Here is a 12837-nt window from a genome sequence, read left to right on the forward strand (position 1 = left end):
CAGCTGGGGACACCGGCGCACCGCACTGTGCGTTGCCGGCGCCCCCAGCCTAGTCAGGAACCGGCGATCCTGACCTGGTCGATCTCCTGGCGGACTTCCGCTCAGCTTCCGGTGGCGCTCTTCCAGGCGTCCACGTACGCCGGCAGGTTCTTGGAGATGTCCATCCAGTCCGGCTGGAAGACGTCGACGCCCTGCATCAGCTTGCCGAGCGCGACCGCGTTCGCGTCGGTGGCCTTGATGTCGGTGCGGGCCGCGAAGCCGCCGCCGATCTCGCTGACCTGCTTCTGGGCCTGCTCGCTCAGCATGAAGTCCAGGAGCTTCTTGCCGTTGGCGCTGTGCGGGGCCTTGCTGACCAGACCGGCCGCGTAGGGCAGTCCGAACGAGGAGGGCTTGGTGCCGCCGGCCGTGCCGGGGAACCAGATGCCCAGGTTGGGCATGGTCTTGGACTGGGCGTAGTTCATCTGCACATCGCCGTTGGCGGCGAGCAGCTCGCCCTTGTCGACCTTGGGCGCGAGCTTGCCGGTGGAGGCGGACGGGCCGACGTTGTTGGCCTGGAGCTTGCGCAGGTACTCCATCGCGGCTTCCTTGCCGCCGAAGTCGTGCATGGCCTTGATGACGAGCGCGGTGCCGTCGCCCGCGACGCCCGGCGTGGAGTACTGGATCTTGTTCTTGTACTTGGCGTCGAGGAGGTCGTCCCAGTTCCTGGGGGCCTCCTTGAGGTCCTTCTTGTTGTAGATGAACCCGAAGTAGTTGTTCACGACCGACGTCCAGGTGCCGTCGGGCGACTTGGCGCCGCTGTCCACCTTGTCCGCGCCGGCCGGCACGTACTTCTGCAGCAGCCCCTTGCCCTCGGCCTGCTGGATGAACGGCGGCAGGGTGACGAGCACGTCCGCCTGGGTGTTGGACTTCTCGCGGACCGCGCGCTGCACCATCTCGCCGGAGCCGCCCTCGACGTACTTGACCTTGATGCCGGTCTTCGCCTCGAAGTCCTTGAAGACCTGGTCGTACCAGCCGTCGCCCTTCTCGCCCTTGAGGCCGTCGGCGCTGTACACGGTGACGGTCTTGGCGTTGGAGTCGGCCGAGGAGTCGCCGCCGCAGCCGGACAGGGTGGCGGCGAGGGCGAGGCTGCCGGCGACGGCGGCGACCGGCTTGAGCGTGGTGAGGGTGTTTCTGTGCATGACGTTCGGGACTCCTGAGGTTCTCGGGACGGTCAGCGGGGGTTCGGGAGGTCGGGCCGGGTTCCGCCCATGACGCGGCGGTTCAGCGGAAGGAGGCTTTGGTACGGATGCGGGAGACCGCGAGCAGGACGAGCAGCGTCGTGCCCATCAGGACCACCGCGACCGCCGCGCCGGTGAACAGGGAGCCGCGGTCGGAGGCCGCGAAGATCTGCACCGGGAGCGGGGTCCAGTCCGGCGGGTAGAGCATCATCGTGGCGCTCAACTCGCCCATGGACAGGGCGAAGCAGAGCCCGGCCGCCGCCGTCAGGGACGGCAGGAGCAGTGGCAGTTTCACCCGCAGGAGCACCAGCAGCGGCCGGGCGCCGAGACTGGCGGCGGCCTGCTCGTACATCGGGTCGAGCCGCACGATGGCAGCCGAAACCGACTGGTAGGCGAACGCCATGACAAGAACGGTGTGCGCCAGGATCACGATCCAGCGCGTCCCGTTGAGCAGTACCGGCGGCTTGGAGAACGCGACGAGGACGGCGAGGCCGACGACCACCGACGGCACGGCGACCGGCAGCACGAACAGGGCGTCCATGAACCGCCGTCCGCCCTTCTTCAAGGCGGCCGCGGCGAGGGCCGCCCACGCGCCGACGGTCAGCGCGAGGACGCTCGCCGTGAGCGCGGTGACCAGGCTGGTGGTGAGCGCCTGGAGCGAGTCGCCGGTGGTCGCGGCGCCGTAGTGCCCGGTGGTGAACCCGGACGGGAAGGCGCCGGACCAGTTCGTGGCGAACGACGCGGCCACGACGACGAGCAGCGGCAGCGCGAAGACGGGCAGGAACAGGGCGAAGAAGACGGTCCAGGTGGCCCAGCGGCCGCCCCGGCTATGCACCAACACGACGGCTCACCACCCGGTAGAGGCCGTAAAGGCCCACGGAGATCACGATGTTGACGACGGCGACGACACAGGCGGCCGGGTAGTCGGACTCCAGGATCGCCTTGCTGTAGACGAGCATGGGCAGCGTGGTGACGCCCTTGGCGCCGGTGAAGAGGACGATGCCGAACTCGTTGAGGCACATCACCAGGACCAGCGAGCCGCCCGCCGCGAGCGCGGGCAGCGCCTCGGGCAGGATCACCCGCCGCACGATCCTGGCCGGCCGCGCGCCGAGCGAGGACGCCACTTCCAGCTGCGCGGTGTCCAGTTGGGAGAACGCGGCGAGCAGCGGGCGCATCACGAACGGCGTGAAGTACGTGATCTCGGCGAGCAGCACGCCCCACGGCGTGGTCAGGAACTGGAAGGGCCCGGTGTGCGCGCCGGTGACGTCCGTCCACACCCCGTTGGCCATGCCGACCGTGCCGTAGACGAACAGCAGGGCGAGGGTGATCAGGAACGAGGGGAAGGACAGGAACACGTCGATGAACTTCGCCACGGCCTTCCCGCCGGGGAACGGCACGAACGCGATGACGAGCGCGAGCACGAACCCGAGCACGAGACACCCCGCGGTCGCCCCGACCGCCAGCCACACGGTGGTGCCGAGCGCCTCCCGGAAGGCGGCGGAGGCGAACACGTCCGTATAGGGCTGGAGGGAGGTGCCGCCGGAGTCCGGCGAGAGGGACTGCTGGACGACGAGGGCGAGGGGGTAGAGGAAGACTGCGGCGAGGATCAGAACGGGTGGCAGGGCCCATAGCAGGGTGGGCAGTTGACGCGAACGCGCTCCCTCACGCCGCGGGGGCCTCCCCTTCCCCTGCTGTGGGCGGTCGTCCCGCGGGGCGGGAAGGGCGGGCGCACCCCCCGGTGCCGGGACACTGCCCAGCCCCGTACCCCTACTCACCGCCGACCCCCGCGGCCAGCAGTACCGCGTCCTCTGCCGCGAAGTTGAGGGTGACCTCGTCGCCGAGGGCCGGGGTGACCCTGAGTTCGCGGACGTCCGCCTTCACGCGGTGCCCGGCGACATCGACGTACAGCCGGTGCGTGGACCCCCGCCACTGCACCTCCGCGACCTTCCCGCGCAACGCGTTGGGGCCGGCCCCGAGCCCGACCAGGTGCGGCCGCACGCACAGCGTGGCCGTCGCGCCCCAGACCGCCTCGTCCGTGGCGACGGCGAGTTCCGTCCCGCCGAACAGCACGGATCCCGAACCCACCCGTACCGGAAGGAGGTTGGCGTTGCCGACGAACGACGCCGTGAACTCCGTACGGGGCCGCCGGTAGAGGTCCTGCGGCGTGCCGCAGTCCTGGAGGCGGGCCCGGTCCATGACGGCGATGCGGTCCGCCAGGGTGAGCGCCTCGACCTGGTCGTGGGTGACGTACAGGATGGAGACGTCGGGCAACTCGCGGTGCAGACGTGCGAGTTCGGTCAGCATGCCGGAGCGCAGCTGGGCGTCGAGCGCGGAGAGCGGCTCGTCGAGGAGCAGGACGTCGGGGCGGATGGCGAGCGCGCGGGCGATGGCGACGCGCTGCTGCTGGCCGCCGGACAGCTCGCGCGGGTAGCGCTTGGCGTAGCTGTCCATGCCGGTCATCGCCAGGGCCTCGGCGACCCGACCGGGGATCTGCCCCTTGGGCACCTTCTGGGCCTTGAGGCCGAAGGCGACGTTGTCCTCGACCCGCATGTGCGGGAACAGGGCGTACTGCTGGACGACCATGCCGATGCCCCGCTGGTGGGGCGGCAGACCGGTCACGTCGCGGTCGCCGATGAACACCCGTCCGCGCACCGGCTGGACGAACCCGGCGACTGCGCGCAGGGCGGTGGTCTTGCCGGAACCGGAGGGGCCGAGCAGCGCCATGACCTCGCCGGGCTCGACGGTGAGGTCGAGCGAGTCGAGCACGACGTTGCCGTGGTAGGCGACGGTGACGCCGTCGAAGCGGATGCCGCTGCGTGGGGCGCCGGGCGGGACGGCGCTCGGCGGGGCGGCGCCGCTCACTCGCCGGCCTCCAACTCTGCTATCACGTCTGGGAGTTCGGCGATGGAGCCGAGCACATGCGTGGCGCCCGCCGTGGCGAGGGCTTCCTTGTCGTGGGCCCCGGTCAGGACGCCGGCCACGATGCCCGCGCCGGAGCGTACGCCGCTGAGCATGTCGTACGAGGTGTCGCCCGCGACCGCGATGTCGCGCACCGAGTCGACGGCACCGGTGCGCAGGAAGGCGCTGAGCACCATGTCGGGGTAGGGGCGCCCGCGCCCGCCCGCGTCGGCCGGGCACAGGGTGAGCGGCACGAGGTCCTGCCAGCCGAGCGCCTTGAGGATCGCGTCCTGGGTGACGCGGGCGAACCCGGTGGACAGGACCACGGTCCGGCCCTCGGCCGTGAGCCGCTCGATCGCCTCGCGGGCACCCGGGACGGGGGCGATGAGCCCGCCGTCGACGAGCGTCCCGTACGCCTCCTCGAAGGCGGCGTTGGCGTTCTGCGCCTTGGCCTCGTCGCCGAAGAGGTGACGGAAGACGGAGATCTTGGACTCGCCCATGGTGGCGCGGACGTAGTCGAGCATGGTGGCGTGCTCGGCGGAGCCGGGCTCGACGCCGAGGCGGTCGGCGGCGCTCGCGAAGGCCCGCTCGACGAGTCCGCCGTCGGCGACGGTGGTGCCCGCCATGTCGAGCACGATCAGGCCGTAGGCGGTCATCGGGTTGTTCGTGGTCATAGAGGTCGACTCCCTTACCAGTTCAGCTCGTTGGCGGTCTGCTCGGCGATGGCGGGCGAGCAGGTCATGCCGCGTCCGCCCGGCCCGGTCACGAGCCACACCCCGTCCCGCACCTGCTGGCGGTGCACCACGCGCGAGGTGTCGGTGCACTGGGCGTAGACCCCGGCCCAGCGGCGCTGGATCCTGGGCAGCGGCCGGCCGAGGAAGGACTCGACGACCCCGACGAGGTGCTCGTACGGCTCCTCCAGCACGTCGAAGGCGAAGGGGTGCTCGTACTCGTGGGTGTCGCCGATGGTCAGGCCGCCGTCCGCGCGCTGCACCATGAGGAGCTGCATCTTGTGCGCGGCGGCGGTCGCCGCCTGGGCCTGCTCGGTGTTCAGCGCGTCCAGGGCCTCGCTCGCGTACGCCGGGTAGTAGCGGAAGCTGTCGGCGTCGGCGATGGAGGTGGTGAGCGCTTCGCCGAGCGGTGCGGTCTGCATCATCTGGAGGCGTACGCGCCGCACGGGCAGCTCGGGGGCGAGTTCGCGGACGAGTCCGCCGAGCCAGGCGCCCGTGCACAGGACGACCGTGTCACCGGTGTGCACATCGCCGTGGTCGTCGCGGACCGCGCTCGCGTTCGCTCCCTCGATGACCTCGCGGACTTCCCGGCCACCCAGGAAGGTGTACCGGCCGGACGCCAACAGCTCTGCCTTGAGGGCGAGTTGGGCGGTGCGGGGCTCGACGGCCGCGTCGCGCTCGCACCACAGGGCGGCCGCGAAATCGCCGCGCAGGGCGGGGTTGAGGGCGCGGGCCTCAGCGGCGCTGAGGAGCTTGTAGCCTCGGGCGGCCGCGTCCTCGCGGGCCAACGCGGCCTCGGCGACGGCCAGTTCGAGGTCGGTGCGCAGCGGAGTCAGCGAGCCGTTGGGCCGGAAGCCGAGCCCGGGGACGCGCTCGCCGATCCCCTCCCACAGCTCGCGGGCGCGCAGGGCGGTCTCCAGCTCCTCGCCGCCGGCCCGGCCGCTGACCCATATCTGGCCGAAGTTGCGGAGCGAGGCCCCGCGCGCCTCGCTCTCGCGCTCGATGTGTACGACCTCGTGGCCGCGTTCCACTGCGTGCCAGGCGTGCATGGTTCCCACCACGCCGGCTCCAACGACGATGACTCTCACGGCGGCAACGCTCCTCGGGACGGGTGTCCCGCGCCGGTCCGGATGGCAACGGGACGGTGAACGGGCCCCCAAGCTTGGACTAGACCCGTTATCTTCTCGTTACTTTCCGGCGAAGGTGCCGGCGGACGGCCCGCCGGTGGGGCCCTACCGGCCCAGGTGGGTCGTGAAGGAGAACCGGTCCCCCCGGTACAGCGTCCGGACCCGCTCCAGCGGAGCCCCCTCCGCATCCCGCGAGACCCGGTGAATGAGCAGCATCGGCAGCGCCGGCGGCGTCCCGATGAGCAGCGCCTCGCGCGGCGTCGCGAGCACGGTCTCGATGCGTTCGTCCACGTCGCCGAGCGTGAGGCCGAGCCGGTCGCGCAGATAGGCGTAGAAGGAGGAGTCCGGGTGGAAGTCCCTGTCCAGGTCCGGCAGCCGGGCCACCGACGCGTACGTGCTCTCCAGGCCCATCCGCTCGTCGTCGGCGAGCAGCACCCGCTCCATGTGCCAGACGGGCTCGCCCCGTCGCAGCCCGGTCTCGGCGGCGAGCGCGGGCGGGCACGGGAAACGTTCCAGGGCGATGAGGTGACGTCCGGGCTTACGGCCCTGGCGGCGCACGCCCTCGGTGTAGCTGGCCAGCGAGAGCGGCTGCTCCAGTTTGGCGCCGGCCACCACCGTGCCCCGGCCCTGACGGCGCAGCCTCCCTTCGAGCAGCAGCTCGCGCAGCGCCTGGCGCACCGTCTCGCGGGCGACCTCGTACCGCAGGGCCAGGTCACGCTCGGTCGGCAGCGGGTCACCCTCCCCCAACTCGTCGATGAGCAGGGCCACTTGGGCCTTGACGGCGTAGTACTTGGGGATACGCCCATGGTCCGGGACGCCGGAGCGGATGGGGGCGCCGGGAGCCTGGTTCTCGGGGTAGCCCGCCGGCCCGGGGCGGCTGCCGAGTTCGGGACGCCCGGTCGGTCCGGGGTTACCGGTCGGCTCGGGGTTACCGGTCGCTTCGCGGTGGCCGGTCGCTTCGCGGTGGCCGGTCGCTTCGAGGTGGCCGGTCGCTTCGGGGTGGCCGGTCGCTTCGGGGTGGCCGGTCGCTTCGGGGTGGCCGGTCAAGGGGTCGTTCGGGTTCTCCACGGGGTCGATGCTCGCACGGACAGGTGAACGGCCGGGGCCGCGCGGGCCGCTCAGCGGCGCCGTGGGCGCGGCCACCGCGACGCCGTGACCAGGGCCGCGCCCGCGATCAGGAGGACGGCCGCGGTGAGCGCGAGGCGGGCGAGCGCGCTGTCGCGGCCGGTCGCGGCGAGCTCGTTGTCGATCTGGTGCAGCAGATCGCCCTCGGGCACGATCTCGAAGCGGTAGTCGCCGGAATCGCCCACCCACTGCCCGTCGTTGCCCCGGCGCTGCACGATCGCCGCGTTCGCGGTGATCGTGTCGGGCACGGCGTCGGCGGTGAAGGCGAGCCGCACCGGCACGGTGAGCGTCCTGCCCGGGGCGATGACGAAGCCGGGGAAGCCGTCGTCGAAGACGCCGATGTGCTCGTCCTCGTCCGTCCTGATGAAGGCGACCGGGTGCGTGCGGCCGGTCGCCGGGTCCTCGAACTCCATCTTGAGCTGGGTGTTCTTCAGGGTGCGGTCTCGGTCGACCAGGACGAGCACGGGGTGGACGGCGTCACAGGTCTCGTGCGCGGTGTTGGTCAGGTCGAGCGAGAAGGCCTGGCTGTCCGCGCCCGGGTGGTACTCGGCGGGCCCGCCGTGGATCTTGGTGTCCAGGGGGAACGCGGCACCGGTCCCGGCGGCGCAGAGTGGCAGCTTCAGCGACAGCGGCGGGTCGACGGGCGCCGCGGCGACGACCGGCTTGCGCGGCGCGAGGTCGTGGCGGCCGGGCGGAAGCCCCCCGTCGTCGGCCGCGGCCACCCCCGCGAGCGGGGCGAGGGTGGCGGCGGCCACCGCGGTGACGAGGGCGGTACGCAGTCGCATGAGGGGCCTTTGCTGCTCGCGGCGTGCGGGGTTCGGGAGCCGGGTTCGGGACTCGGGGCTCGGATCTCGGGTCTCGGGTCTCGGATCTCGGGGCTCGGGGCTCGGGTTCGCTTTTCGGGGCCGGGGTTCAGGGCCGCCGCCCGTCCGGAGTCGCTCCTTCCGGTCGGGCCCGGTCGTGAATCCGCGAGCCTGCCACGGCCCTGCCCGGCGCCCGGGCCGCCACGTCCGAGCAGAACACCAGGGCCCGGGAAGACCGCCCCATCAGCCCAATATCGGCCCATCGTATGGACGTTCCGCGGCAGCACCCGGGCCCCGCCCTCCGGACTCCGCTCCCCCGGGCCCCGGCCCTACGACCGCGGGTACGCCACGTTCGCGCGGCCGAAGACGGGGACGAGGACGAGCTGGGCCGCGCCCTCGGCCTCGGAGTGCGGCCCGCCGGCGGCCGCGCGGACCGGGATCGCGGGGGCGCCCCCGCGCCGGGCGCGCTCCTCGACCACCGCGTTCACGCCCCGTACGAAGGTGTCCTGGTCGGCCGCGACCTTACGGCCGCCGAGCAGCACCGCGTCGATGTCCAGGAGCCCGACGAGGTTGGCGGCCCCCACCCCCAGGAAGCGGGCCGCGGCCGCGATGTCCCCACGGGCGACCGAGGCCAGACACAGGGCCTCGATACAGCCCCGCCCGCCGCAGCCGCACGCCGGCCCGCCGAGCAGGATCGTCTGGTGGCCGAACTCGCCCGCCCCGGTGCGGGCGCCGCGGTGCAGCGCCCCGCCGAGCACGAGCCCGGCGCCGAGTCCGCTGCCCAGGTGCAGGTACGCGAACGACTCCGCGCGGCTGTCGGCGCGCAGGGCGAGGGCGAGGGCGGCGGCGTTGGTGTCCTTGTCCAGGAAGACCTTCTGGCCCAGGCGTTCGGCGAGCGCGTCGCGCACCGGGAAGCCGTTCCAGTGCGGGAAGCCGGTGACGCGGTGCAGCACCCCGCTGTCGTGGTCCAGCGGGCCCGGCATGGCGACGCCGACGCCGAGCACCCGGCGCCCGCCGGTCAGCGCCTCGGCCTCGGCGGCGGCCGCCTCCACCACCTGGGCGGGCTCCACGCCGAGGTCGAGGGGGACGGTCCTGGCACCGACCAGGGTGCCCGCGAGGTCGACGAGGACGGCGGTCAGCTCGTCGCGGTCCAGGTGCAGACCGATGGCGTGCGCGGCGGACGGAACGAGCTTCAGCACGGTGCGCGGCTTGCCGCCGGTGGAGGCGCGGCGGCCCGCCTCGGTGGCCGTGCCCTCGTCCCGCAGCCGCCCGGTGATCTTGCTGACGGCCTGTGGGGTGAGCCCCGTGCGCTCGGCGAGCTCCAGCCTGCTGATGCCCTCCTCCCCCGACGCCCGCAGCAGGTCGAGCACCAGCGCGGCGTTGTGGTTGCGCAGTGTCGGCAGGTTCGCCCCCGTATTGCTCCTGTTCACCAACCCATTGTCCCTCTTGCTTGCACTTTGGCAACAGCGTTGCTTAAGTGGATGCCATGAAGGATCCCATGAACGCTCCCCAGACCGACGACCTCCGCGTGGGACTCGTGGGCTACGGCCTTGCGGGCTCCGTCTTCCACGCCCCGCTGATCGCCGCGACCGAGGGCCTGGTCCTCGACACGGTCGTCACCTCCAACCCCGAGCGCCAGGCGCAGGCCCGCGCCGAGCACGGCGACGCGCTGCGCTTCGCGAGCTCCCCCGAGGAGCTGCACGACGCCGGACTCGACCTGGTCGTGATCGCCTCGCCGAACAAGACGCACGTCCCGATCGCGACGGGCGCGCTCAAGGCGGGGCTGCCGGTCGTCGTGGACAAGCCGCTGGCCGGCACGGCGGACGAGGCCCGCGCCCTCGCGGCGCTCGCGGAGGAGCGCGGCCTGCTGCTCTCGGTCTTCCAGAACCGCCGCTGGGACAACGACTTCCTGACCCTCCAGCGGCTGCTCGCGGACGGCGAGCTCGGCGAGGTCCAGCGCTTCGAGTCGCGCTTCGAGCGGTGGCGGCCGCAGCCCAAGGGCGGCTGGCGCGAGTCGGGCGACCCGTCCGAGATCGGCGGCCTGCTCTACGACCTGGGCAGCCACGTCGTGGACCAGGCGCTCGTCCTGTTCGGCCCCGCCCTTCGCGTCTACGCGGAAGCCGATGTGCGCCGCCCCGGCGCCGAGGCCGACGACGACACCTTCATCGCGATCACCCACGCGGGAGGCGTCCGCTCGCACCTCTACGTCAGCGCGACGACCGCCCAACTCGGCCCGCGCTTCCGGGTGTTGGGATCCGCCGCAGGCTATGTGAAGTACGGCCTCGACCCCCAGGAGGCGGCCCTGCGCGACGGCAGGCGGCCCGGCACGGGCGAGCCGTGGGGCGTGGAGCCGCAGTCGCTGTGGGGCCGGCTCGGCTCGGGCGAGTCCCCCCTGACCGGCGGCGGCGCCCCGGTGGAAACGGCCCCGGGCGACTACCCGGCGTACTACGCGGCGATCGCGAAGGCGCTGCGCGAGGGCGGCGAACCCCCGGTCACCGCACACGAGGCCGCGGCCGCGCTCGACGTCCTGGAGGCGGCCCGCCGCTCGGCCCGCGAGGGCGTCACGGTGGAGCTGGCGCTGTGAGGGCGCGGGACACGGCGGCGAAGCCGGAATCGGCGGAGTCCGGCCCGGCCACGAACCCGGCGGTGGACCCGGCGGCGCACCCGGCCCCGGACCCGGTGGCGGCCCTGGAGGCGGAACAACAGCGCCTCGTTCTGCGGCAGTTCACCTACGACGACGCCTGGGACCTGGGCCTGCTGCTGCGCGAACTGGCCGTGGCGCGCGAGGCCCCGGTCGCCATCGACGTACGCCACGGCACCCGGCAGGTGTTCCGCTGCGCGCTGCCCGGCTCCAGCGCCGACAACGACGCCTGGATCGACCGCAAGCGCCGGGTCGCCGAGCGCTACGCGGCCCCGTCCTTCCTGGTGGGCGCCCGCTTCCGGGCCAAGGGCACGACCTTCGAGGAGTCGTCGCGCCTCGACCCCGACTCCCATGCCGCGCACGGGGGTTCCTACCCCGTGACGGTCGAGGGCGTCGGGGTCGTCGGCACGGTGACGGTGTCGGGCCTGCCCCAGGCGGAGGACCACGCGCTGGTGGCCGAGGCGCTGACCCGGCTGGTCAACGGCCCCGGCCACCGGGCCGGTTGAGGGCTGCTACTTCCACAGCCCCTTGGGCTTGCGGGTCACCGCGAGGGTGATGCCGCCGGCCGCGACGAGCGTGACCGCGAGCCCTCCGACCAGGATCATGGTGTCGGAGGGCGTCCCGGTGTCGGGCAGCTCACCGCCACCGGTGTCCCCGCCCGAGACGCTGCTCCCGCCCGTGCTGCCACCGGTGTTCCCACCGGTGTCCCCGCCCGTGCTCATGCCCCCGGAGTCCGGCGGGGTCGGGGTGGGCGGTTCCGGCGTCGGAGGCTCTGGCGTCGGGTCCGGGGGCTCGGGGGTGGGGTCCGGAGGCTCGGGGGTCGGCGGGTCGGGGGTGGGCGTCGGAGGCTCGGGCTCCTTGCAGCCGGGCAGGTCCCCGTTGAAGGGATAGGCGTGGAACTCCTGGCCGCCCCCGCCGCCGGCCACGGAGCTGTGCGTGAGCGAACCGACCGTGAAGAAGCGCCCGTTGACCCCGGGCAGCGTGACCGTCGTCGTGCTGTCGGGGTTGCCGACGAGGACGCTGCCGGAGAACTGCCCGCTGCCGCGCAGCCGGACGGTGCCGGCGTCGGGGAAGTTCCACAGCAGCCGGTCGCGCAGCGCGGGCGGGAGCATGCCCATGTAGGTGTTGATCTCGCGCGCGGCGCCGGTGAGGTTGACCAGGACCGTCGCCCCCTCGGGAATTCCCGTGAACCGGAAGCCCTGGGCACCGCCGCCGGAGGTGGCGAGGTCGAAGCCGACGTTGAAGATCTGGATGGCGGATTTGCCGTCCCCGGTGAACAGGGTCTCGCTGCCGTTGTTCTTCGCGGTGCCGGTGGCGGCCCTCGGCTTGCCGTCGACGTAGGCGTAGCAGTGGCTGGCGGCGGCGAGGTTGGGCCTGAGCCGGGCGTAGGGGGCGGCCGCGTCGGGGTCGTGCACGGCGCGGGGCCGGACGGTGCCGCTGAGGGTGCCGCCGTGGCGCACGATCCCGGAGACCGAGCCCTCCTCCGCGAGGAGGCGCTGCCCGGCGGCGACGGTGACGTCCTTGCCGGTGGTCAGGAAGGCGGTGCCGTTGTCGGGCGGCACGCGGGAGCCGACTCCGGCGACGCCCACGTTGTAGACCTGGGAGACGCCGGCCGCCTTGTGCTGGTCGAAGTTCCCGAGGACGACGACCTTGCCCTCGGCCTCGGCGGCGGCCTGCCGCACGAGGAAGTCCCCGCCGACGAAGATGTTGATGTTGTTGTCCCGCCCGGCGAGGGGCCCGTTGTTGGGATCCGGGTACGGGTTGACCGGGCAGTTGCTCCCCTTGCAGGGCCCGAGCCCGTCCGGCAGCGGATCGGCGAACCCGAGCGTGGCCAGTCCCCCCACCACGACGGCCGCCCCCACGACGACGGCCGAGGCGGCGGCCGCCCGTCTCCGAATCCCTGGCGCAATTCCTGGCGCATTTCGCATAGGAGCAATATGCGAAGTTAATCCCGGAGTTCCCCTGAGACACGCACGACGCCGCCCCCGTCCGGCGCACTGCGGAGCCGGGCGGCGAGGGCGGGGGCGGCCCGCCGCGAGGCGGGCGTCACGGCTACCGGCGGACGGGTGCCGACGAAACCAGCACCACCCACGGGTCGCTCAGCCTCACGAGCGGGCAGGACGGGTGGGCGGGTGGGAAAGGGGCGAAGGGCCGCAGGCCCGAGCCCCCCCCCCCCCCCCCCCCCCCCCCGGGGGGGCCCCGGGGGGGCCCCCCCGCCCCCCCCCCCCCCCACCCCCCCCCCCCCCCCCACCCCCCCCCCCCCCCCCCCCCAACCGCCCCGGGGGGGGGGGCCCC

The 12837-nt window shown here is 73.2% G+C and carries 12 protein-coding genes; 2 read left to right on the top strand and 10 right to left on the bottom strand.

Annotated elements, in window-relative coordinates; all coding sequences use genetic code 11:
• Positions 1 to 101 precede the first annotated feature (101 nt).
• The 9 genes from ACFYZA_RS37965 to ACFYZA_RS38005 all read right to left on the bottom strand — a co-directional run bounded on the left by ACFYZA_RS37965 (position 102) and on the right by ACFYZA_RS38005 (position 9331).
• Positions 102 to 1178, bottom strand: a complete 1077-nt coding sequence (locus ACFYZA_RS37965) for a 2-aminoethylphosphonate ABC transporter substrate-binding protein (RefSeq protein ID WP_382592199.1) — start codon at positions 1176 to 1178, stop codon at positions 102 to 104.
• Positions 1179 to 1260: 82 nt separating this feature from the next.
• On the bottom strand, positions 1261 to 2058 hold the full coding sequence (locus tag ACFYZA_RS37970) for an ABC transporter permease (RefSeq protein ID WP_382592197.1): 798 nt from the start codon (positions 2056 to 2058) through the stop codon (positions 1261 to 1263).
• Positions 2045 to 2860 (bottom strand): 2-aminoethylphosphonate ABC transporter permease subunit, encoded by an 816-nt coding sequence (locus ACFYZA_RS37975; RefSeq protein WP_382592291.1) that lies wholly within the window; start codon positions 2858 to 2860, stop codon positions 2045 to 2047. The genes ACFYZA_RS37970 and ACFYZA_RS37975 overlap by 14 nt, the downstream gene beginning before the upstream one ends.
• Positions 2861 to 2984: 124 nt before the next feature.
• The gene (locus tag ACFYZA_RS37980; RefSeq protein ID WP_382592194.1) at positions 2985 to 4079 is read right to left on the bottom strand and encodes an ABC transporter ATP-binding protein; all 1095 of its coding nucleotides are present in this window, start codon (positions 4077 to 4079) and stop codon (positions 2985 to 2987) included.
• Positions 4076 to 4789: a phosphonatase-like hydrolase gene (locus ACFYZA_RS37985; protein ID WP_388494869.1), complete on the bottom strand. Its 714-nt coding sequence runs from the start codon at positions 4787 to 4789 to the stop codon at positions 4076 to 4078. The genes ACFYZA_RS37980 and ACFYZA_RS37985 overlap by 4 nt, the downstream gene beginning before the upstream one ends.
• Before the next feature lie 14 nt (positions 4790 to 4803).
• Positions 4804 to 5934: a TIGR03364 family FAD-dependent oxidoreductase gene (locus tag ACFYZA_RS37990; protein WP_388494870.1), complete on the bottom strand. Its 1131-nt coding sequence runs from the start codon at positions 5932 to 5934 to the stop codon at positions 4804 to 4806.
• Positions 5935 to 6078: 144 nt separating this feature from the next.
• Positions 6079 to 6801, bottom strand: a complete 723-nt coding sequence (locus ACFYZA_RS37995; RefSeq protein ID WP_382592288.1) for a GntR family transcriptional regulator — start codon at positions 6799 to 6801, stop codon at positions 6079 to 6081.
• 290 nt (positions 6802 to 7091) lie between these two features.
• Positions 7092 to 7883 (bottom strand): hypothetical protein, encoded by a 792-nt coding sequence (locus ACFYZA_RS38000; protein WP_382592185.1) that lies wholly within the window; start codon positions 7881 to 7883, stop codon positions 7092 to 7094.
• A gap of 347 nt (positions 7884 to 8230) precedes the next feature.
• The gene (locus tag ACFYZA_RS38005) at positions 8231 to 9331 is read right to left on the bottom strand and encodes an ROK family protein (protein WP_388494871.1); all 1101 of its coding nucleotides are present in this window, start codon (positions 9329 to 9331) and stop codon (positions 8231 to 8233) included.
• A 68-nt stretch (positions 9332 to 9399) separates the two neighbouring features.
• Between ACFYZA_RS38005 and ACFYZA_RS38010 the strand changes: the two genes are divergently transcribed.
• The gene (locus tag ACFYZA_RS38010; RefSeq protein WP_388494872.1) at positions 9400 to 10485 is read left to right on the top strand and encodes a Gfo/Idh/MocA family oxidoreductase; all 1086 of its coding nucleotides are present in this window, start codon (positions 9400 to 9402) and stop codon (positions 10483 to 10485) included.
• A gap of 62 nt (positions 10486 to 10547) precedes the next feature.
• A complete protein-coding gene (locus ACFYZA_RS38015) occupies positions 10548 to 11048 on the top strand; it encodes a heme-degrading domain-containing protein (RefSeq protein WP_382592285.1) in 501 nt (166 codons plus the stop codon).
• Between the two features lie 6 nt (positions 11049 to 11054).
• Here the strand turns inward: ACFYZA_RS38015 and ACFYZA_RS38020 are convergent, their stop codons facing one another.
• The gene (locus ACFYZA_RS38020; RefSeq protein ID WP_382592177.1) at positions 11055 to 12389 is read right to left on the bottom strand and encodes a choice-of-anchor A family protein; all 1335 of its coding nucleotides are present in this window, start codon (positions 12387 to 12389) and stop codon (positions 11055 to 11057) included.
• Positions 12390 to 12837 lie beyond the last annotated feature (448 nt).

The sequence above is a fragment of the Streptomyces sp. NPDC001828 genome (genome assembly GCF_042892175.1).
Lineage (GTDB): Bacteria > Actinomycetota > Actinomycetes > Streptomycetales > Streptomycetaceae > Streptomyces.